The organism is Capnocytophaga catalasegens, from assembly GCF_026005215.1.
GTDB classification, from domain to species: domain Bacteria; phylum Bacteroidota; class Bacteroidia; order Flavobacteriales; family Flavobacteriaceae; genus Capnocytophaga; species Capnocytophaga catalasegens.
This window is the reverse complement of record NZ_BPMA01000023.1, coordinates 1-22,187: the sequence shown is the minus strand read 5'-3', so window position 1 is coordinate 22,187 and position 22,187 is coordinate 1. Positions and strand designations below refer to the sequence as shown.

At 33.0% G+C, this 22,187-nt stretch carries 22 protein-coding genes; 7 read left to right on the top strand and 15 right to left on the bottom strand.

The annotated features are described in order from the left end of the window. Window positions 1-3: 3 nt before the first annotated feature. The 9 genes from OO775_RS08200 to OO775_RS08160 form a co-directional block, all read right to left on the bottom strand. A complete protein-coding gene (locus tag OO775_RS08200; RefSeq protein WP_264846598.1) occupies window positions 4-2,424 on the bottom strand; it encodes a YfhO family protein in 2,421 nt (806 codons plus the stop codon). A 7-nt stretch (window positions 2,425-2,431) separates the two neighbouring features. Further along, complete coding sequence (locus OO775_RS08195; RefSeq protein WP_264846597.1) at window positions 2,432-2,704, bottom strand: DUF4834 family protein; 273 nt, start codon at window positions 2,702-2,704, stop codon at window positions 2,432-2,434. 139 nt (window positions 2,705-2,843) lie between these two features. Further along, window positions 2,844-3,647 (bottom strand): leucine-rich repeat domain-containing protein, encoded by an 804-nt coding sequence (locus tag OO775_RS08190; protein WP_264846596.1) that lies wholly within the window; start codon window positions 3,645-3,647, stop codon window positions 2,844-2,846. Window positions 3,648-3,700: 53 nt separating this feature from the next. Further along, window positions 3,701-4,948: a tetratricopeptide repeat protein gene (locus OO775_RS08185; protein WP_264846595.1), complete on the bottom strand. Its 1,248-nt coding sequence runs from the start codon at window positions 4,946-4,948 to the stop codon at window positions 3,701-3,703. Window positions 4,949-4,984: 36 nt separating this feature from the next. Further along, entirely contained in the window at window positions 4,985-7,522 is a 2,538-nt protein-coding gene (gyrA, locus tag OO775_RS08180) for a DNA gyrase subunit A (RefSeq protein ID WP_264846594.1), read from the bottom strand. Window positions 7,523-7,770: 248 nt separating this feature from the next. After that, window positions 7,771-8,067: a hypothetical protein gene (locus OO775_RS08175; RefSeq protein ID WP_264846593.1), complete on the bottom strand. Its 297-nt coding sequence runs from the start codon at window positions 8,065-8,067 to the stop codon at window positions 7,771-7,773. 129 nt (window positions 8,068-8,196) lie between these two features. Further along, window positions 8,197-8,619, bottom strand: a complete 423-nt coding sequence (locus tag OO775_RS08170; protein WP_264846592.1) for a hypothetical protein — start codon at window positions 8,617-8,619, stop codon at window positions 8,197-8,199. 67 nt (window positions 8,620-8,686) lie between these two features. Continuing rightward, complete coding sequence (secD, locus tag OO775_RS08165; protein WP_264846591.1) at window positions 8,687-11,755, bottom strand: protein translocase subunit SecD; 3,069 nt, start codon at window positions 11,753-11,755, stop codon at window positions 8,687-8,689. A 159-nt stretch (window positions 11,756-11,914) separates the two neighbouring features. Further along, window positions 11,915-13,063, bottom strand: a complete 1,149-nt coding sequence (locus tag OO775_RS08160) for a cysteine desulfurase family protein (protein WP_264846590.1) — start codon at window positions 13,061-13,063, stop codon at window positions 11,915-11,917. Window positions 13,064-13,147: 84 nt separating this feature from the next. On the opposite strand from OO775_RS08160, the gene OO775_RS08155 reads away from it, so the two are divergent. Further along, on the top strand, window positions 13,148-13,654 hold the full coding sequence (locus tag OO775_RS08155) for a hypothetical protein (protein WP_264846589.1): 507 nt from the start codon (window positions 13,148-13,150) through the stop codon (window positions 13,652-13,654). On the opposite strand, the gene cmk is transcribed toward OO775_RS08155, so the two are convergent. From cmk to OO775_RS08130, 5 genes are all read right to left on the bottom strand, one after another. After that, entirely contained in the window at window positions 13,647-14,384 is a 738-nt protein-coding gene (gene cmk / locus OO775_RS08150; RefSeq protein WP_264846588.1) for a (d)CMP kinase, read from the bottom strand. The genes OO775_RS08155 and cmk overlap by 8 nt on opposite strands. A gap of 31 nt (window positions 14,385-14,415) precedes the next feature. Beyond that, window positions 14,416-15,177, bottom strand: a complete 762-nt coding sequence (locus OO775_RS08145; RefSeq protein WP_264846587.1) for a murein L,D-transpeptidase catalytic domain family protein — start codon at window positions 15,175-15,177, stop codon at window positions 14,416-14,418. A 137-nt stretch (window positions 15,178-15,314) separates the two neighbouring features. Beyond that, entirely contained in the window at window positions 15,315-16,757 is a 1,443-nt protein-coding gene (locus OO775_RS08140) for a hypothetical protein (protein WP_264846586.1), read from the bottom strand. Between the two features lie 4 nt (window positions 16,758-16,761). Then, entirely contained in the window at window positions 16,762-17,244 is a 483-nt protein-coding gene (gene purE, locus OO775_RS08135) for a 5-(carboxyamino)imidazole ribonucleotide mutase (RefSeq protein ID WP_264846585.1), read from the bottom strand. A gap of 797 nt (window positions 17,245-18,041) precedes the next feature. Beyond that, complete coding sequence (locus OO775_RS08130) at window positions 18,042-18,458, bottom strand: hypothetical protein (protein ID WP_264846584.1); 417 nt, start codon at window positions 18,456-18,458, stop codon at window positions 18,042-18,044. A 62-nt stretch (window positions 18,459-18,520) separates the two neighbouring features. On the opposite strand from OO775_RS08130, the gene OO775_RS08125 reads away from it, so the two are divergent. The 6 genes from OO775_RS08125 (at window position 18,521) to OO775_RS08100 (ending at window position 21,064) form a co-directional block, all read left to right on the top strand. After that, entirely contained in the window at window positions 18,521-18,715 is a 195-nt protein-coding gene (locus tag OO775_RS08125; protein WP_264846583.1) for a hypothetical protein, read from the top strand. 183 nt (window positions 18,716-18,898) lie between these two features. Continuing rightward, a complete protein-coding gene (locus OO775_RS08120; protein ID WP_264846582.1) occupies window positions 18,899-19,276 on the top strand; it encodes a DNA adenine methylase in 378 nt (125 codons plus the stop codon). Beyond that, window positions 19,273-19,473, top strand: a complete 201-nt coding sequence (locus OO775_RS08115; protein ID WP_264846581.1) for a hypothetical protein — start codon at window positions 19,273-19,275, stop codon at window positions 19,471-19,473. The genes OO775_RS08120 and OO775_RS08115 overlap by 4 nt, the downstream gene beginning before the upstream one ends. Beyond that, a complete protein-coding gene (locus OO775_RS08110) occupies window positions 19,443-20,027 on the top strand; it encodes a hypothetical protein (protein WP_264846580.1) in 585 nt (194 codons plus the stop codon). Before OO775_RS08115 ends, OO775_RS08110 begins: the two co-directional genes overlap by 31 nt. Next, window positions 20,027-20,527 (top strand): hypothetical protein, encoded by a 501-nt coding sequence (locus OO775_RS08105; RefSeq protein WP_264846579.1) that lies wholly within the window; start codon window positions 20,027-20,029, stop codon window positions 20,525-20,527. Before OO775_RS08110 ends, OO775_RS08105 begins: the two co-directional genes overlap by 1 nt. A gap of 93 nt (window positions 20,528-20,620) precedes the next feature. Then, window positions 20,621-21,064, top strand: coding sequence for a hypothetical protein (locus OO775_RS08100; RefSeq protein WP_264846578.1), 444 nt, complete (start codon window positions 20,621-20,623; stop codon window positions 21,062-21,064). A 42-nt stretch (window positions 21,065-21,106) separates the two neighbouring features. Here the strand turns inward: OO775_RS08100 and OO775_RS08095 are convergent, their stop codons facing one another. After that, complete coding sequence (locus OO775_RS08095; protein ID WP_264846577.1) at window positions 21,107-21,796, bottom strand: hypothetical protein; 690 nt, start codon at window positions 21,794-21,796, stop codon at window positions 21,107-21,109. Window positions 21,797-22,187 lie beyond the last annotated feature (391 nt).

Here is a 22,187-nt window from a genome sequence, read left to right as displayed (position 1 = left end):
TACTTAATTAGCTTTCTTTTTTATCAATATTTGCACACTAGCACCTATCAAAAGCAGTATCAAAGCTATATTGGCACACAACGTTATATAACCTCCCTTTTTCACTACCGAAGAAGTAAAACGGAATTCTACTCGATGTACTCCTGCCGGAATTTCTATCCCACGCAACGCATAATCGGTACGATAAATCGGTGTTGTTTTCCCATCAATTGTTGCTTTCCAATCATACGGATAATACATCTCAGAAAATACAGCAAATCCCTTATTTGAATTCGTTGATTCATACACCAAATAATCGGGTTGATAACTCACAAGACGAATGGTCGATAGACTATCAACCACATATGTTGATACAGATTTTTCATTTGTCTGATTTTTTGTTTGAAATAATGCCACCGAAGCCAGATTAAGCGTATCAAGCGCTTTCATTGTCGCATCAGCAGAAGGCATTTGTATTCGTTTTTTGACAAACCAAGCATTGCCCAGTGCTTCCTGATTTTCAACAACTTGCAGTTTTCGTTGCTCATCAGTCTGAACAATGTATTTAACATTCAACATATTAAGAATATTCCAATTGTTCTTATATATTTGATAATCAAACAACTCTTGAATTGCTTTGGGTTTAGCCGCATGATATCCCCCAATAGAATGAAAAAAATAAGATGTACGCGCACCATTAAGACCTTCGTGTGTAGTAAAAACACGATAATTTCCCGTATCTTGTCGTATTTTCTCTTCTTGCGGGGAAAGCTCAAACGGACGTTCTGCCTGTGAAGGAGCTACAAAACTATCATTACTTACATATCGCTTGGCTACTCCTACCATATCCCATAAAACCAGTACAATTAGCAACGGAAATACCCATTTTTCAGACAACTTTTTAGTAAGAAACGCCCAAAGTATTCCTGCCAAAATACCCACCAAAAGCATACCTCTAAAAATATCTGCCGTATAAATAACCTTGCGATCTTGCACAATAACCTGTACTAATTCGTCTCCATACATTTGAGAATAATAGGCATCATTTACTCCTTCAAAAGAAAATGCTCCTTTGAAAATATATAGCAAAAGTAATATTCCCCCCACAATCCCCATTGTATAATAAAGAGGTTTTGTATAATTTTCATTCTTTTTATTGGTCAAAAAATGATACAAAGCCAAGATAGCAAGTACCGGAATACACAATTCTAAAATAACTTGCACAGACGACACTGCTCTGAATTTGTTATACAAAGGAAAATAATCAATCATCAAATTGGTTAGCACAGGAAAATTCTTCCCCCACGAGAGTAACAACGAGAGAACTGCTCCAATCAAAAGCCAATATTTGGTACGTCCCTTAACAATAAAGATTCCCAATACAAACAAGAAAAATATAACAATTCCAACATAAGCAGGCGCCGCAACAATCGGTTGTTCTCCCCAATAAGTAGGCAAGTTTTCAGCAAAACTTTTGGCTTGTGAAGCAGATACATTGTGCATTGTCAAGAATTCAAATGTTTTTGAATCTTCACCTATATTTTCATTATTCGAACCCCCAAAAAGTCGTGGAACTATCAAGTTAAGCGACTCAAATATTCCATAACTATACTCAGTTATATATTCTTTAGAAAGTCCATTCTGATTAGCTTTCGATAATCCTTCGGGAGTAAAAGTAAGTTCCGACTTGCTTCGCGTACTAAATTGGGCATATTCATTCGTTGCCAAAAGCGATGTCGCATTCAGCAATAAAGAAAAAAACAACGCCCCAAACAATACTCCTATTGATTTGACAAAAGACAAAATTTTCTTTTCTCGAATTGCTCTAACCAAATAAACTACGCCTATACCAAGTACCAAAAAGAGCAAGTAGTACGTCATCTGAAAGTGGTTCGCATTGATTTCAAGTGCCAAAGCAATGGTCGTTAACAGAAACCCCCACAGATATTTCCCCCTCAGAGTAAGTAAAATCGCTGACAAAACAAAAGCAAAATATCCTATCGCATGTGCTTTGGCATTGTGTCCAACTTGCAAAATAATAATTAAATATGTAGAAAAACCATACGCCAATGCTCCCAAAAAAGCATATCTATAATTTACCCCCAAGACCAATAACAACACATAAAATCCTACAAAATATAAGAATAAATAATCGGCTGGGCGTGGCAAAAACCGAATGGTCTTATCTAGCGATTTTATATAATTATGCGGATACTCTGCCCCCAATTGATATGTTGGCATTCCTCCAAAAGCACTATTTGTCCAATAACTTTCGCGTGTTACACGAAAATCATTGCGCTCTTTCGCCATTCCTGTATATTGCACAATATCACTTTGCAACATTTTTTTACCTTCTAATACTGGTGAAAAAAAAGCTAAGGCAATAGCTATAAAAAGAATAATTACCCCAAAATGAGGTAGTATTTTTTGCCAAGATGTTTTCATATAATAATTATTCAAGTTCTTCAAAATCAATATATTCTCCTACTTTTTTCTTTTCTCTTGGGCGATTATTTTTATTTGATTCGTACGCCCCATACGTTTGTTCTTGTTGCTGCCCTTGTGCCTGCTGAAACTCTCGCTGCAATCGTTTTTGAAATCTACGTCCAAAATATCTTAAAATATACGGAAATGACCATCGAATTATCCAACCTAACAATATGAATATGAGGATAATAGTGAATAACATTCCAAAAAAATCTTCAAAAGATGCTTGTTGTATCATATTTCATAAAAATTTGTTCAAAAATACAACATTTTTTACAACTAACAACCTTTAATTTTTATTTTTATTTTACGTCGTTATAATACAAACAAAAAAGCTATACAATTGTATAGCTTCCTTGTTTTTTAGTCATTATATTTTACTTACTTTTTATTATTGAAATATACATTGACCAACCTTCCCTTTGTTTATAGTTATCAACACTTTCTTTAGGTACAAAAATATTCTTTATTCCTTGATTATAAAAAACACCTGCTCCTAAATTCGGAGGATTTATAGCTTCTACTGTAACTGTCTCTAATTTTGTACAACCTGCAAAAGCCTCATTATGAATATCTGTAGTTGTTTTAGGAAGCGTTATCTGTGTCAAACCAGTGCAATTCTTAAAAGCTCCACCTGTCAAGGTAGTTATTCCTTCTGAAATAGTTACCGATTTCAAGTTTTTACAACCTTGAAAAGTAGACTCTGGAATTACATTGATAGAATTTGGAATACTTATTGATTGCAAATTAGACGCAACAAAAACTCCTTTGCCTAAACTATTCAATCCTTTGGGTAAAACAACTGATGTTAATTTTAGACATTCTCTAAAAGCATATTCTGAAATAGTTTTGACTCCATCAGGAATTACTATATTTTCCAACGAAGTTTGACTAAAAGCAGCTCTACCTATCGTTTCCAATCCGTTCGGTAACACCACTGCCGTGATATTTTCCTTACCTGAAAACACATCTTCATCAATAACAGTTATTTTACGCAATACAGGGTCTGATTGCATATCAATTGTTGAGATTGTTGTATTTTTCCATTTTTTCAATGTTGTGCCTTCTATTTCATAATCAGAAGGTTGAATAGAAGATACTGCTGGGTTGGAGTCTTTACGACAATTTATGATAGTCATTATTGAAAATAATGCTACCATTGTTTTTAAAATGTTATTCATTGTTATTAAATTTGTATTTTTATGTATTTAAAATAATTATCTTGTCATTTTATTTACAACATATCTTTGATACGTTTAAAATTAGCTGTATCTCCTAAAGCTGCATAAATATTTTTTAGCTGTTCTAAAATATCTGCATTTTTACCTTGTTTTTTTATAAAATCTTCCAATACAGAAGCTGCTTGCTTGAAATATCCATCTTTTTTTTCTTTCAATTCATCGTATTTTTGAATATCAGCTTTCGTATTGCCCAAAGCATTCATTTGTTCTACCAACGCATTTCCCTCATTGATATATGTAGTTGAAATATTCAGTGCTGCATCTGAGTAATCTGGTTTAATAGATAGTGCTTTTTGAAATGCTTTGCGAGCATCTTCATAATGATTTTGTTGGAGGTTAATAACACCTATATTATACTGAATATCAGCATTATTTGGCTCTAATGAAGCGGCTTCTTGCATCAATTCTTTGAACTTATCTTTGTTCTCTAATTGCAAGTAAATATAAGCCTCTTGAATTACCAAATTAGCATCTTTCGGATATGATTTTCGAGCTTCAACAAATGCTTTCAACGCTTCTTCCTTTTTGCCCTGTTCTACATAAATTAATGCAATATTTTTGATAATTTCCGCTTTTTTCGATGGTGTTTTTTCTTCTTTTGGAGTAATATAAGCTCCTGATTTTACCATCAAATCACGTTGTTGCTTACTTGGAAAAGTTTCTACTTGTCCTGTTTCTTTGTTTTTGGCTGTATAATTAGTTTCTGCTCCATCATATCCCAATTTTTTAAGTTCTGCATAGTGTTTTAATGCTGTATCATAATCTTTGTCTTGAACAGCAATTACGGCAGCATTGTACAAAAATACAGTATCTTTTGGACTCAAGCGATAGACTTGTTCAAAGGCTGGAGCTGCTTTTTTATAATTATTTGCTTTATATGCTTCTTGCCCTTGAGTAACAGCAATATTAACAGCTTCTTCTTTTAATTTTGCTATCTCTGCGCTATATTTTTTGCTTAGTTTCTCCGATTCAGCAAAAGACTTAGCTGCTTCTCCCAAAGATGTAAAAGTTTCTTGATTTTTCTTTGCTTTTCCAACAAAAAGTTGTCCTCTCAAAAAATGATATTCAGGGGCAATTTTCGGGTCGGCAAGAGCTCCACTTTTAGCTTGTTCTAATAGAGATTGTGCTTGCGAAAAATCTCCTTTAGCAATAGCTTTACTTGCTTCTTTCATTTCTTTCTTTTGAGCGAAAGCATTCATTGTCAACATCAATGCTGATGCTATTAAAATTTGCTTTTTCATATGCTAAAATTTTTAAATTATTTTTATGTTTACTTTTTAATTATCAATTTCAATGCCATTTTCATCAAAACTTTCATTGATATCAACATCATTTTGATCCTCATCGTTTTCTTCTTCTCTCATTACTTTGGCAACCGCTGCAATAGAGTCATTTCCTTTAATATTGATAAGGCGAACTCCTTGTGTAGCGCGCCCCATAGTACGAAGTTCATCAACTGACATACGAATAGCAACTCCCGATTTGTTAATAATCATCAGGTCTTCTCCTTCCATTACCGATTTAATAGCTACCAAATTACCTGTTTTTTCAGTAATTGAAATGGTTTTAACTCCTTTACCTCCTCTGTTAGTAATACGATAAATGGCATCGCCTGTTTCTGGGTCATCAATAAAGGTTCGTTTTCCGTATCCATTTTCTGAAACAACCAATACGGTTTCTTCTTTCGGATTTTCAATAGCGACCATTCCGATTACTTCATCGTTATCACTTTCAAGCGTAATTCCACGAACTCCCGAACCGCTTCGTCCAATAGCTCGTACTTTTTCTTCTTCAAAACGAATTGCTTTTCCAGATTTAACAGCAAGCATTACTTGGCTATTGCCTGTTGTTAGTCGAGCTTCAAGCAATTCGTCATCTTCACGAATTGTTATTGCATTGATACCATTTTGTCTGGGACGAGAATATTGCTCCAAAAGCGTTTTTTTAACAATACCTCGTTTGGTTGCCATCATTACATAATGACTATTGATATACTCTTGGTCTTTAAGGTCTTGCGTACAAATAAAGGCTTTTACATTATCATCTTGTTCTATATTGATAAGATTTTGAATAGCTCGACCTTTGGCTGTACGGCTTCCTTCGGGAATTTCATACACTCGAAGCCAAAAACATTTTCCTTTTTCAGTAAAAAACAACATATATTGATGATTTGTTCCTACGAAAAGATGTTCCAAAAAGTCTTTATCTCTTGTTGTGGAAGCCTTCTGCCCTACTCCACCTCGAGCTTGAGTTTTGTATTCATTAACCGAAGTACGTTTGATATATCCTGCGTGCGAAATGGTAATAACTACTTGTTCGTTCGGGATAATATCTTCAATGCTGATGTCGCCACCTGCGTATTCAATAACTGAACGACGCTCATCTCCATATTTATTTTTTATCTCCAACAATTCATCTTTAATTATTTGCATTCTTCGGTCTTTATTTGCCAAAATATCTTTACAATCTTCGATGAATGCCAATACTTCTTGATATTCAGCTCGAAGTTTATCTTGTTCTAAACCTGTAAGCTGACGCAAACGCATTTCAACAATTGCTCGCGATTGAATTTCAGAGAGATTAAAACGCTCCATTAACCGCGTACGTGCTTGCTCTCCATCATTAGACGAACGTATAATCTGAATTACCTCATCAATATTATCCGAAGCAATAATAAGTCCTTCCAAGATATGCGCTCTTTCCTCTGCTTTACGAAGTTCGTATTGAGTACGGCGAACAACTACCTCGTGCCGATGCTCTACAAAGTGAAAAATGAGTTCTTTGAGATTTAATTGCAGAGGACGACCATTGACTAATGCAATATTATTCACACTGAACGATGATTGCAATGCCGTGTGTTTGAACAAATTGTTAAGAACAACATTAGGAACCGCATCGCGTTTCAGTTCATAAACAATACGCATACCTCCTTTTCCTGTTTCATCACGAACATCTGAAATTCCTTCCAATTTTTTCTCATTGATAAGGTCTGCGGTTTTCTTAATCATTTCCGCTTTGTTTACCTGATAAGGAATTTCAGTAACGATAATACATTCGCGTCCATTAACTTCTTCAAAATGAGCTTTTCCTCGAATAACTACTCGACCACGCCCTGTTTTAAAAGCCTCTCGTACACCATCGTATCCATAAATAATTCCTCCGGTAGGAAAATCAGGAGCTTTGACATAATCCATCAATGTATCTATCTCAATATCAGGATTATCAATATAGGCAATTGTTCCATCAACTACTTCTGAAAGATTATGTGGTGGCATGTTAGTTGCCATACCTACGGCAATTCCAGAAGTTCCATTCACTAATAAATTAGGAATACGTGTTGGTAGCACAGTGGGTTCTTCAAGTGTATCGTCAAAATTAAGTTTATGGTCAACTGTTTCTTTTTCAATATCAGCCAACATATCTTCAGCAATTTTCCGCATTCTTGCCTCTGTATAACGCATAGCTGCGGGACTATCACCATCAACTGAGCCAAAGTTTCCTTGTCCATCAACGAGCATATAGCGCATACTCCAATCTTGAGCCATACGCACCATAGTATCATAAACTGACGAATCACCGTGTGGGTGATACTTACCGAGTACCTCCCCTACGATACGCGCTGATTTTTTATATGCTGTGTTGCTTTTTACACCCAATTCGTGCATACCAAATAACACACGTCGGTGTACAGGTTTAAGTCCATCGCGTACATCGGGCAATGCTCGAGACACGATTACCGACATCGAATAATCAATGTAGGCTGACTTCATTTGCTCTTCAATATTGATAGGAATGAGTTTTTCTCCTTCTGTCATATTTATTATACTTATATTTAGCGTGCTAATTTACAGCTTTTTTTTGACCTACACGACAAATTTTTACAAAAGTTTTGCTAAAAAATCATACGGAGTAGATTTTGTTCATAATTTTTTAATTTTTTACCCTGATTTACAAATAAATATATCCTGATTTTATATTCTGAAAAGAAGCTATTTAAAAATAAAAACCATTACAGATTTATCTTTATCTATAATGGTTTTTAAAAATTCTTTTTTACTTAATACTAATCTCCATATACATTTTTCATTTGTATAAGCGATTTGTACATAAAAGTATCAAAATTGGTTGTTTTTTTATTAAATGTAAGCCAACGAATGCCTCTGCCTGGATGAGCTTTCCCTCCTTCTGCACTAGCATACACAACTATATCATCTTTTACCCCTATAACAATGGCTATATGTCCAGGAAACCAGAGCAAATCACCTGCACGTATTACATCTATCCCTTCTTTAAGGCTAATTTCAGTCGAAGAAGGGAAGGTTCTATATTCGTCAGCATAAGTTCTTTCTAACAAATTCAAATCTTGAACAGCACCACCATTGAACAAACACCAACCAACAAACGAAGAACAATGTAATCCATTTTCATAAGTATCTCCTAAATTTTGTACATTCTACATTCTCACGAGGATAATTCTTGTGTGTTTTTATTAAACACCCCAAGGCAAATGTTCTCCTTTTTCATCTGTAAAACGTTGCAAATGAAATCCTTTTCGAGTAAATCTCCCTACATATTCATAGCTTGGTTTTTCTTGAGTTTTCGTTCTAAATTCAAATCCATAAGGGACAGCATAATCCAGACTGACAAGGAATGCAGCAGATGTTATTACTTTGCCTCGTTTATTCGGAGCTTTATTGATTGCCTGCTCAAGAGCTTTATTTAAATCGTCTGCTTCTTGCTTGTTATAAACATCACATTTCATAAGAAGTGGACGAGTGTCTTTTCCTTTTGTATAATCAAAAGTAAACTCAACATCAAAATCTTTCACGAATGTGGTATTATCATTATTTTTGTTACAAGAAAACATCAAAATAGTAATTGTGCTAACTAACAAAATTTTTACTTTTTTCATAGTATAAAAATTATTTAAATTAAAAAACAAGGAATTAAAAAATTCCTTGTTTTAACTTTATAAAAAATTAGTCTTCATCATTTGCTTTAAGCCCTTCATTACTATTTTTCAATGTATCATATACAAGAGGTGTAGCAATAAAGATTGAAGAATATGTACCCATTATAATTCCTACAATCATAGCAAACATAAATCCACGCAAACTATCTCCTCCAAAAATAAAGATAGCAAATAAAGTCAATAAAGTTGTCGCAGAAGTATTGAGTGTACGAGTGAGCGTGGTACTTAGTGCAATGTTCAAATTATGACGACTCCAACCCTTTTCTTTGACCATTTCACGAATTCGGTCATAGATAACCACTGTATCATTCAACGAATATCCTATTACAGTCAGTATAGCTGCAATAAATGATTGGTCTATTTCAAGACTAAAAGGCATTATTGAGTAAAGAAGCGAGAATACTCCCAATACAATAATCACATCATGAGCTAAAGCAATTACAGCTCCTAATGAAAATTGCCATTTTCTAAATCGTAATAATATGTACAAGAAAATGATAATAAGAGAACCAAGAATTGCATACACGGCACTACTTTTGATATCTTCAGCGATACTTGGTCCTACTTTATCTGATTTCATAACCCCAAGACCTTCTCCACTCATAAACTCTTGATAAGAAATATCTTGACCCATAAATGGTTTAAGGTCTTTGTATAAAATTTCTTGTATTTCATTATCAACTTCGGTACTTTCTTCTTGTACTTTATATTTCGTAGTAAGTTTCACCTGATTGACAGCACCAAAAGTTTTTACCTCTACATTACCCAATGATTCTTTTAACGCTGCTACAATTTCTGTTGTTTTTACAGGATTTTGGAAACGAACTTGATACGAACGACCTCCCGCAAAATCAATTCCTTGGTCGAAACCACGAGTAAGAATTGTTCCTACTGAAATAATTATAAGAATAGCTGAGAAAATATACGCTTTTTTACGTACTCTGATAAAACGAAAATATACATTTCTCATAAAATTCTTGGTCATAGGAGTTGAAAACGTCAAATTTTGATTTTTTTCAACCGCTCTATCTATAAACAATCGAGTGATAAAAATAGCTGTAAATAAAGATGTTAGAATTCCTATGATAAGTGTAGTGGCAAATCCTTTGATAGGACCACTACCGAAGATAAGTAATACAACTGCTGTTAAGAAGGTAGTAATATTTGCATCTAAGATAGATGATAGTGCGTTGCTAAATCCATCTTTTACGGCTTCAGCTAAGGATTTTCCTTTGAAAAGTTCTTCTTTAATTCGTTCAAAAATAAGAATGTTAGCATCAATAGCCATACCTATAGTAAGTACAATACCTGCAATACCTGGCAATGTAAGTACAGCCTTCATACTAACTAACACTCCAAAAATAAGTATCACATTGAAAGCCAAAGCTATATCTGCAAAAATACCTGCTCTTCCATAATAAAAAACAAGCCATACAAAAATAATCGCACCTGCTATTAAGAATGATAAAAATCCGCTATCAATGGCTTCTTGCCCCAATGAAGGACCAACTACCTCTGATTGAATAACATCAGCTGATGCTGGTAATTTACCTGCACGAAGTACATTGGCCAAATCTTGTGCTTCTAAAACAGAGAAATTACCTGTAATTTGGGAACTTCCGCCAGAAATAGGTCCAGAGGTAACTCCTGGTGCCGAATAAACAACATTATCTAAAACAATCGCAATATTACCTTTTTCAAGATACGCTTTTCCAGTGAGAGCCTCCCAAATCTTGGCTCCTTTTGCGTCCATTGTCATTGATACGCACGGATTGTTGTGTTCATAGGTCTGTACAGCATCAGTAATTACTCCTCCTGTCAGAGGAGCCTGATTATCTCTATTTCCTTTAAGAGCATACAATTCTATAAGATCCGATTTTCTGAAAAGCGAAAGCAATTCATCTTTGAATTTTTTAGCTTCTGCAGGTTGTGTTCTTTCATATTCCATTGAAATGAAAGAATTATATAATTTGGTAAAATCTTCACGAGTATAAGGTTTTCCAAAATCAAATTTGACATATTTCATTTCGGCAGGAAGCAATCTTTTAGCTTCTTCCGAACGAAGATAGTTCATAAGTTTCGTAGTATCAGATGTAGAGAAATATCCCAACGAAGGAGAATTAACCCCTTGACTTAACTTAATAAGATCATAAAATGGATTTACTTCATTTGGAGTTTGAACAGAATCTTTGGCTACATCGACCAATAAAGAATCTATCTCACTCTGGAGAGGAGCTTCTATTTGTGTTTCTTTTTGATTATCTTTTACTTGTGTTTTCAGATAATTGTTCAATGTATCGAAATAAAGCGCCAAATCACTTGCTTTGTAAGTTTCCCAAAACTCTAATTGTGCTGTACTTTGTAATAATTTTTTGATACGAGTAACATCTTTGGCTCCTGGCAACTCGACTAAAATACGTCCCGAATTCCCCAATCGCTGAATATTAGGATTCGATACACCAAACTTGTCAATACGTTTACGCAATACTTCAAAGGCAGAAACAATAGACTCATCTACTTTATTACGAATAATTGGACGTACTTCATTGTTGGTCATTTGCAAATTAACAATTCCACTAAGTGTCTTATTTCCAAAGATATCGGGGGCTGATAATTTACCTCCGTTTTTTTCAAAAGCCTCGAAGAACAAATCTAAATAGGTTCTGTCTGTTTCACGAAGTCCTTTATCAGCTTCTACTAATGATTTTTCAAAAATTGGATTTTTGGAATTATCAGCTAATCCTTTCAAAATATCTTTTACTGATATTTGTAAGGTTACGTTAATTCCTCCTTTGAGGTCAAGACCTTGATTCAATTCTCTGTTTTTCACCTCTTTATAGGTATATTCGGTAATACCTAAATTATACACAACTTCATTGCCTATCGAATCCAGATATTGTGCTTGTACTTGTTCTCGTTTTTGATTGTAATCGGGAACAGAACTTGACACTTTCGACTGAGCAAATGCTTGTGCTTTACGCTCTTCTCTGCCTGCTATGTAGGTAAATGACAACTGGTAAATGCTGACAAGACCAAACAAAAGAGCAAACAACTTAACTAATCCTTTGTTTTGCATTTTACATTATTTTTATTTTTTCAAAAAGTTCGGCAAATATACGGATTTTATCAAAAACAAAGTATATTTTTTTGTTTTTTATTTTAAAAATTATAATTACAATTTTTTTAATCAATATTGCCTCAATTTTTTATTATTTATCTTTGATTTCAAATTCTTTTAACTTTCAACAAATTCCTTCAATACTTGAATCGTATAATCTATTTCTTCTTTGGTATTAAAAATAGAAAATGAAAAACGTAAATTTGTCATTTTCAGATGATTTTCTGACAAAAAAGCCTTCAATACGTGTGAAACTTGATTACTTCCACTCTGGCAAGCACTTCCTTTAGAACAAGCAATACCTTTCATATCTAAATACAGAAGGACGATGTCTGCTTTTTGAGGGTCGGTTTGTAGTCTTATGTTAATTATATTGTAAGAGACATCTTCTGTGGCTCCATTAAAAACTACATTGGGTATATATTTTACAATTTCTTCTACAAAATATTTTTTTAGTTGAACAATATATTCGCGTTCCTTGTCCAAGTTTTGGTACGAAATCATAAATGCTTGTTCAAGCCCTACAATATTATGCAAAGGTTCAGTTCCTGCACGCATCCCTCTTTCTTGTTCTCCGCCAAAAATAAGAGGACTTATGTTTATATCTTTGCGAATAAATGCAAATCCTACACCTTTTGGTCCATAAAATTTGTGCGCTGATGCTGTGATAAAATCTATTTTAATTTCGGATAAATTCACTTGAAAATGCCCTATTGATTGTACCATATCCGAATGAAAATACGCATTATATTTCTGACATAATACAGCAACTTCTTCCAGAGGTAAAATATTTCCAATTTCGTTATTGATATGCATTAAACTAACCAGAATCTTTTCTTTGCTCGGAAAATCAGAGAGAAGCTTCTTCAAATGATATAAATCAACTGAGCCATCTGGCATTAGTTTAACATATGAAACCATCGTACCATACTCATTTTCAAGCGATTGAACTGTATGTAAAACCGAAGGATGTTCTATCAAAGAGGTTACAATTTGTGTGATTCCTAAGTTGCGAATAGCGCCTCGAAGTATCATATTATTGGCTTCAGTTCCTCCCGAAGTAAAAATAATTTCAGCAGGAGATACAGCAAGTTCTTTGGCGATATTCTTACGTGCTTTCTCTATAATTGCTTTTGTTGCTCGTCCAAAACTATGTGTAGACGAGGGGTTACCTGCGTATTGAAAACTTTCTTTTATTTTTTTTATTACTTCGGAACGTAAAGGTGTTGTGCTAGCGTTGTCTAAATATATTTTTTGTAAAGACATTAGAATCAATTTTGCGACAAAAGTACTATATTTTTTTGCAAAATCAAAAAGTAAAAACTATCTTTGCCACAAATTTTTTATTTTATGAAAAAATTCGTTGTTACAATAATTATCTTTTTTATGCTTTTGTGGGCATGTAGTGATGGTGATTTAACTATCGAAGCTATTTCTTTTGATGGCACGCAAGTTTATTCTTGTACAAGTGATACTACAACCAATTTTTTATACAAAACACAAGGCAATCAAGCTTTTATTCTTTCGTTTGCTAAAAGTAAATTGACAAACAAAGTCGATACCATTATGGGAAATATTCCAACTGATTTTCAGCTCGAATATCGTAGTTTTACAGCTCCGCCTTCCAGTACTTATTTTTGTAGTTCTCCTCCCGGCACAACTCCTGAGGTTACATCACAAATACAAGCACGAGGTGGTTTGGTTCGTATCATTACACAAAAAGTTGTTGATACTATAGCAAAAACTACCAAATACAACCATATAATAACTGTTTCTGATTTAGTTTTGGTCAATGACAATAATGAAGGATTAGTCAATCCGAACTTAAATTTTGGAATTTATCAAACTTCTAAATAGTTTGTTGTAATTTTTGTCGAGCAAGCGCTACAATTTGTTGTACCATCTGCTCAATAGTTGTGTGAGTATTATCCAATTCTATCGCATCATGAGCTTTTCTAAGAGGTGATTGTGAGCGAGTTGTATCTAAAAAATCACGCTGTTGTACATTTTTCAAAACTTCATCAAACGTAATTTTTTCTCCTTTGGCAATTAATTCGTCATAGCGACGCTGAGCTCGTACTTGTTCAGAGGCCGTCATAAATATTTTGAGTTCTGAATTAGGAAAAACAATAGTCCCTATATCACGTCCGTCCATTATGATACCTTTTTGTTTTCCCATATTTCGTTGTAAATCAACCAAATATTTTCGTATTTGAGGCAATTGAGCTACCATACTAACTTTATTGGCTACTTCAATACCTCGGATTTCTTTTTCAATACTCTGATTGTCCAAAAACATTTCTGAAAAACCTAATTTCTCATTATATTGAAATGATAATTGACTGTTTTTCAGTACTTTTAACAATGCTTCTTCGTCAACCGTCTCATAACATCGAAATGATTTTGTTTTTTCATCAAAAAAACTTGTAGCGCAACACAAATCATTCTGAATAGCTATATAAGTTACTGCTCGATACATCGCACCTGTATCTACATAAATGTATCCTAATTCTTTGGCTACTTGTTTAGCAATAGTGCTTTTCCCTGTTGAAGAAAAACCATCAATAGCAATTATTATTTTATTCATTTATATTTTAAAAATATTTCTATTTGAAAATTTATAGATATAAAAATTCTATTATTTTATTAACATTCAAATACTTAGACGTCATTAAATACTTTTCATCATTATAATATGCAAAAATAAGTGTTTTGTTTTTAATAGTTTCAATAACTTGTTTGTAGATATTTTCAGGCAGGACAGGACAACCAAAACTACGTCCCAATCGTCCATTTTTAGCTATATATGCTTCGCTTACATAATCGGCAGTATGTATGACTACTCCCCTTTTTGCCATATTACTATTATATCCTTTTTCATCTCCATAAAGTTGCAAACTAAATCCGTTACTACCATTATATGTATTGCCTGTTATATAAAATCCTAAACTACTTTTATGAGATTCAAAAACATCTGAAAATGAATCACATACACTATCTCCACTTTTTTTCCCATGAGAGACATATGTATTGTAGATTATTTTTTTCTGCTGTAAATCAATCGTATAAAATCGTTTTTCATTGCTTTTTTTAGTAAAATCAATTATTGAAAAAAGATTTTTTTCGTTTAACCGCTGCTCTATTCTCAAAGTTAGATATCCTATGTAAGCATACCGAAATACTTCATAACTAAGATTATAACTTGTAGCATCTATTTCTTGGTACAAATTTTTCACTTTATTCTCAAAAAGAAAAAATTTTATTGAAAGCATTGTCGCTGTACTAATACTATCGGTTAGTCTATTTTTCTGAATATTTTCAGCACGAAATTCGCAAAAAAAACTCAATGCAAACAAAGTTAAAAAGAATTGTATTCTCATAAAACCAAAATTTGAAGTCAATATTTAGAATTTGGGCAAATTTCTATCAAAGAATAAAAAAAAGCAAGTATTTAATTTATAAATTTATCCCAATTAACGCTTAAAATAGTATTTTTTTATATTGATATGCTACAAACTCACTTAGTTTCAGTAAGTTCCACCACAGGGTCATATAATTGTTCTATTTTGAAATGAATCTCATCAAATAGAGGGTCGTTTGAGCGAATATCAGCATTGGCTTGAATTTTTTTAATTATTTTTCCTGAATTATCAAAATAATCTTTGGTTATAACATCTCCCTTTCGACTATATTCGACCAAATTTTTTCCTTGATAAAATTTTATTCTTCCTTTGGTAATAAGGTCATTTAATAATGAAGCTTTGGCGATAACTCTATTTTTGCGATATGAAATAATTTCTACTTCATTTTCTTTAATATTTTTATCAATATCAATCACATAAGTATAAGCTAACTTTCCTTTGGAATCATATATACGATATTGGGTTCGATTTTTCTTTTCGTCAAAATCTTCTGATTGGCGCAATATTCCATCAAAATAAAATTGTTTCTGAATCAATTGTCCTTTTTTAAAACCAATTCGACTTTTAGGTAGCAAAATATTATCATACAACACGCCTTCATATGGATTTTCATTCAAATCATACACTAATTGTTCTGGTTTTTTCTTATTCGAATAATAAAGTGTACTTGATTTTCGTCCATCAATAAACATATCTTCTTGACGAAGAATCCCTTTATCATCATATTTATACTCACATTCTTTCTGATAATCAATATATTGTGTTTTATTTAAAATTATTCCCGTTTTCCAATCAATATATAATTGTGTGCCACTATAAGGTTTATAACGCTGTCCTTTCTGAGCAATTAGTTGTAATTCTGCTATTTTTTCTCCTTCTGAATTGAGGTAAATTTCACGCCCTTGTGTATTACTTTCTCTTTGAAATTTGTAATAAACATAACCATCTAAGGTATATTTACTTTCCAATATTAGATTCTGTTCTTTGTCATATTGTTCAACTTTAGCTACTTTCATCTCTGGAAATCGGTATTGAACTGTTGTTCCATTGCCTCGATTTTCTGAAGAAAAATAAAAAGTTCCTATATAAACCCCTTCCTCATCATAAAACAATTTAAATTTTTCTTGCCCTTTTTCGTCAAAAACAGTTTCTATTTTGGCTTGATTAGGTTTTCCTGTCTGATATTCAATCCGAAATGTTGGAAGATTATTATAATAATATTCTTCCAAAGTACGTTGTGTCAGAGCATCAAAAAAATTTCCATTTCGTTTTCCATCAAGCGAATACATTTCTTTTCTTACCAAAGTGGAATCCGACATTGTGTAATCACTTCGTTCAATAATTGTATCTTTTGTAATTATTTTACGAAAATATACCGCTCTGTTCGGTTGCGACCTGTTCCAAAGTGAATCATAATACACAATAGGTTTTTCTATCTGTGTAATTTGTTGTTTTTGAGAGTCTTGTTTACAACTCTCTATCAGCAAGCCTAAACAAGCAAATATATATGAAAAATATTTTTTTTGAGGATTTTTCATCATCTTATTTTTTTAAATTCTCTGATGCTTCTAAAACTATTTGTTCCAATTTTTTTTTATAAATAAGTATGCGTTCTTGTAAATGTTTGTCATTCACACCAAGTATTTGTGCAGCCAATATTCCTGCATTTTTGGCACCATTAAGCGCCACAGTCGCCACAGGAACACCAGCAGGCATTTGTAAAATAGAAAGTACAGAATCCCAACCATCTATTGAGTTGCTACTTTTGATAGGAACTCCTATAACAGGCAATGGAGACATCGAAGCTACCATCCCTGGAAGATGAGCTGCTCCACCCGCTCCTGCTATTATGATACTTATCCCTCTTTTATGAGCATTTTGGCTAAAATTCACTAATTTTTCGGGTGTTCGATGAGCCGAAACAATATCAATTTCAACTTCAACTTGTATTTCTTGGAGAAAATGTATCGCTTCTTGCATTACTGGCATATCACTAATACTCCCCATAATAACCGCTACTTTCATTTCAAAATATTTTGGGTGTAAATTTATAACTTTATTATTTAATAAATTATTTTTTTATAATTTTTTTTTTTAATATTCTATAAAAACTATGACATTACTATATTTTAATTTATCACTTTTAAAAAATATTTATGATAAAATAACCAAAATTATAATACAAACAATTTAAAATTGTATTATGGACAGTAAAATGAAATGTACAAAAACAGATAAAACAAAAAAGCCCAAAAAAGCCTTAAAATAAAGGGATTATAACAAAAAAAGCCTGATTTTTAAGGTAAAATGAAATGTACATTATCCGTAATTATGCATATTTTTACCGAAAGATTTTAAAGAAAAAAACATCTATTAAACCTTTACCGTAATTTAACCCCTTAAAATGTACTTAAACCCTTATAAAATAGCCCCTTTTTGGGCTTTTTTTATACCCAGAAACCAAGTTAAAAGTACCTATAAAATTACCATTTTACTGGAGTTAGCAAAAAGGGTTGACTTACCCCAAAAATTACCATTTTAAAAGTTGGGTATTCAGTTGGGTACGCATTTATGTATTTTTTTAAGCGTGGGTTGGTTATGTTTTTTAGTTAAATTCAGTTAAAATGATATACTTCTGCTTTGAGTTTAACCCATTTTGCAAGTTCTTAAATTGTGTATATTATTGATTTTCAATAACTTAATATAAAAACATTAAAAAAAACATATATATTAAGCTGTATATTTACTCATTATTATGTGTGATGCACTGCACAATAACTCCACAAGCAGGGCAATAATTAACGACTGGTTGGTTGTGTTGGCTAGCTTGGTTGAATGGCACGCATACTTTGAGATGATGACTTTAACGCCTGTACCTCAGCCTCTAACTTGGCTACTTTTTCTTGTAACAACGCTTTGTTTTCTTCTAATAAAGCGTTTTTTTCTTTTAAAAAGGCGTTTTCTTGCTCTAATAAAACATTATTAGCAGGTTGAGTCTCATTTTTTACCTCACTTTTAAACATTTCGCCCTTTCCTGTGAGTAACCAAGTCGGATTTACATCAGGAATTAGAGTTAATATATTAACTATTGCATCTGAATTTATAGGTCTTTTTTTGTTTTGTCCTTTAAAATTTCCGTAACTCATTCCAATTTCATCAAAAAATTTTTCAAATGAAAACCCTTTATTTTTAGATAATTGTAAAATTCTTTCTTTAATATTAGAAAAATTATTGTCCATAAATTTGGATATTAGTAAATTTATTAACTATATTTGCACCATCAATTTAAAAGGACAAAATAATGAAAAAAATACGAGTACACCCAGAGTTAAAGAAAGAAATTGCAAAAGAATTTTCTGTAACGATGCAAACGGTGGATATGAGCCTTAAATATGTGTTCAATTCCGAACAAGCAAAAGAGATTCGCCAGCGAGCAAAAGAGTTGTTACAGGCTGAAAGTGAAGATGATCTATGTTGTCGTATATTTTACCTTTAATTCCTGAACATCAAGTATATCATCAATCGAGAGATTTACAAATCAGCATTAGTTATTTATCATTCGTCTTATATATTTGATAGAATTACTCGTGCGTGGGCATTTTGGTACGTAACCAATAATGGGTTTTCTAATGAAATTGGAAATTGTCGCTTTTTGAAGTCAGGAAAAAATCAACGAAATTTGAGTAACAAAATACGAAGTTTTGACAAATTATACTCGGAAAGACTACAAACTGTTCAGATAGAAAACAATGATGCCTGTGTTGTTGTCAAGGCACACGATAGTGAAAATACATTTGTTTATTGCGACCCACCGTATGTTGGAGCTCGACAAGGTCATTACGGAGGATACGAACAGATACATTTTGATGAACTTTTGGAAACATTATCTCAGATTAAAGGAAAATTTTTGTTGAGTTCGTACCAAAACGAAGAACTCACAAAATATGTTGATAAAATGGGTTGGTATCAAAAAAGAATTAAATTAAACTTGGGAAGCTCGAATTTGAAAGGAACAACGAAAACAGAAATATTAATAGCAAATTATCCCATAGAATGAAAATCACCATACCAACAAAATGGAAAGAACTTACCGCTTGGCAGAAAAAAGAAATTGCTTTTTTGCTTCTTTCTGACAAAATAAATGATTCGCATCTGGTTATCAAATTATTAAAAATACTGATAATGCAGAAAAAACATTTTGGGCAAAAATACGTTGGTATCGAGTGTTATATCAAGTACCTATTTCGGTATTAACGCCGTATGTGGAAACGTTGCTACAACAGCGAGACTTGCATACGTTTCCCGATATTTCTAAACGACTAAAAACTCCTGGTGCAAGAATCAAGACTTGCACTATCAAGCAATTTTCGGTTTGCGATGCTATTTTTTATAAATATCGTACGTGCAAAAATCCGAAAGACAAAAAGCTATACGCACGGCAGTTGGTGGCTTCGCTCTACACGTTAAAGAGCGGTTTTGATACGTTGAATTTACCAAAAGTAGCAGAAATTACGGATAAAATCAATGAAAAACTACGTTGCCAAATCATCTTTACTTTTCTTTGTGTTCGAGAATATATCACCGAGCGATATTTGAAGATTTTTCCAAAAGCAAAAAAAGAAGATGAAGCATTAAAACCAAATTTTAGAAGTCAAAAATACGTTTCTTTCTCTAAGGTTATTTATTCGATGGCTATGGACGAGCGACAACCATTAGGAAATTTGCATCAGTGCAATGATACTTTGGTGTATGATTTCTTAGATATGTTACAAGAATCAATCATTAGAAACGAAAAAACAAGCGCATAATGAAAAATAGTTACTTACAATTAAAAGAATACTTTAAAGATATTGCACAGAAACACAAAAGTATTAAAGATTTTACAGGATATTTTGCTCGTGAAGTACAGCAAAAAATGGGTTCGTATGCAGGAATTGGTTCGCCCTTTTTGACCATTTTCAACTACGAATTAGGGCTGGACAGCGGCGAAATGAACACCATTGGTACGAGAAAACTAACATTCAGCGTGCTTTTTCACAATCCTGCTTTTGATAATTTCGAAGCGCAACAACAAGCTATTGACAAAGCAGAACAGATTGCTTTACAGATTTTGGCACGTATCAAAAAAAATCATAACACCAAAACGCATTTTCTGTACGGTTCATTTGAAAAAGATATGACAAAAATATATCCGGTGGAGGACCCGAATATACAAGTATATGGAGTAGATGTAGTGGTGCATTTTCGCAATAAAGAACCACTTATTGTTGATAGCAATGTGTGGGAAGATGGAATAACGAATTGTTAGTCCCCCAACCCCACGAAGGGGGCTTTAATAAGTGCGAACCCCACGACAACGCACGTCACCCCTCTCTTTCGGAGAGGGGCTGGGGGTGAGGCTATGACAGAACAACAAATAGGACGCAAAGCGGCACAGATGCTTGAAAGCTCTTTGCGAGGCAAAATGTCGCAGTTTTCGGCACACATTTCGAGAGGAGATAAAGAATCCATTCGAGAAGTTAAAGGTACATATCAAACGAGACTGTACGGAGGAAAAAATTTCCCTAAGATTCGTTATTTACGCAAAATCAGTATCAAAATGGAGCAACACGGCTTTGTGCAACACTACGGCGTGGATACCCTCCGAGCCGGTAGCGAACGCACACGCACCAAACCACGTTCATTTACGTATCGATACAAAGTGCATAAAATGAGAATGACCGCTAAACCATTTATTGACAAAGCAGTAGAGCAAAGTGGCGTTGTGCCATTCGTGTTGGAAAACATTACAAAAATACGCAACGAGCAGGTTTTTGCACATCTGAAAAGTTGGTTGGAAAAATAAAACACCCTGCAAATTGCAGGGTTTTATTGATTATATTTTTTATTATTTCTTTTTATACGTTCTCGGAATAATTAAGTTTAAAAATTCCTGTTCGGTAATTCCTTTGAGGTTTTCAAACGTAAAATTCGTTGTTTCTTCAACAACTACTTGTTTTAATTTCACGTTGTTTTCTGTAATATTCGTTTCTCTTTTAGTAGTTCCATTTTTATATACGATATTACTTTCTTCCGATAATGCGCCATTAACCAAAAACGCTCTAAAATTTACATTACTACCTCTTTTTGTATAATGACTTTTAAAGAATTTTGCCGAATGTAAAGGGTTGTAGTCTTTTTTATCTATTGTAATTCTATCATTCCCTTTGCTATCTTTTGCTACCGTACCATCTTCATTGTATATAGTCGTAGTGGTAGTTATCGTATATTTAGTTGAAACTTCAAGAGACTGTTTAAGTTCGTACGTATAAATGTACTGGTCTTGTGAGTATTTAAAAACATCTTCAAAAATAATCCGTTGCCCTTGCATTACTTCTTTTTGATTAACACCATCTTTGATGATGTTGTCTGCTGAAACAACCAACCCTAAGTTCGTGTTCCCGTCAGTGCTTACCCAATCTCCCTGCAGCCATTCAGGAGGGTTTATTGCTCCTATTGTTACAGAGTATTCAGGAGCTTCTGTTTTTGTACAAGCAATCATTATAATTGCAATTGTCATTAGTGCTATTTTTTTCATTTTTGAAAATTTTAATTTAATAATGCAAATTTACAAATAAAATTAAATTTTCAAAAAAATTTCAAAAAACTTGGTAGTTTAAAAATTAGTCGTATATTTGCAGTGTTGAAATCAGAGCAATAGTTGTATTGATTATTGCCAAATAAAAAATATAGCAACTTTATACAGGTGTTGCACTTGTATATAACATTGCCCCGAAGGAGTCGTATAGTAGTAATACTATACAAATCAATAGCGTTAGCTCTGGTTTCAACAGCTCCCACTTGGGGCTTTTTGTATTTAGATATTTTTAATTTTTTTGTATATCCGTAATTAAAAATAATTTTGTATATTTGCCTCAAAATCAATAGTTATGAATATTTTCAGTTTCATGGCGCATTTCGGTACAGAA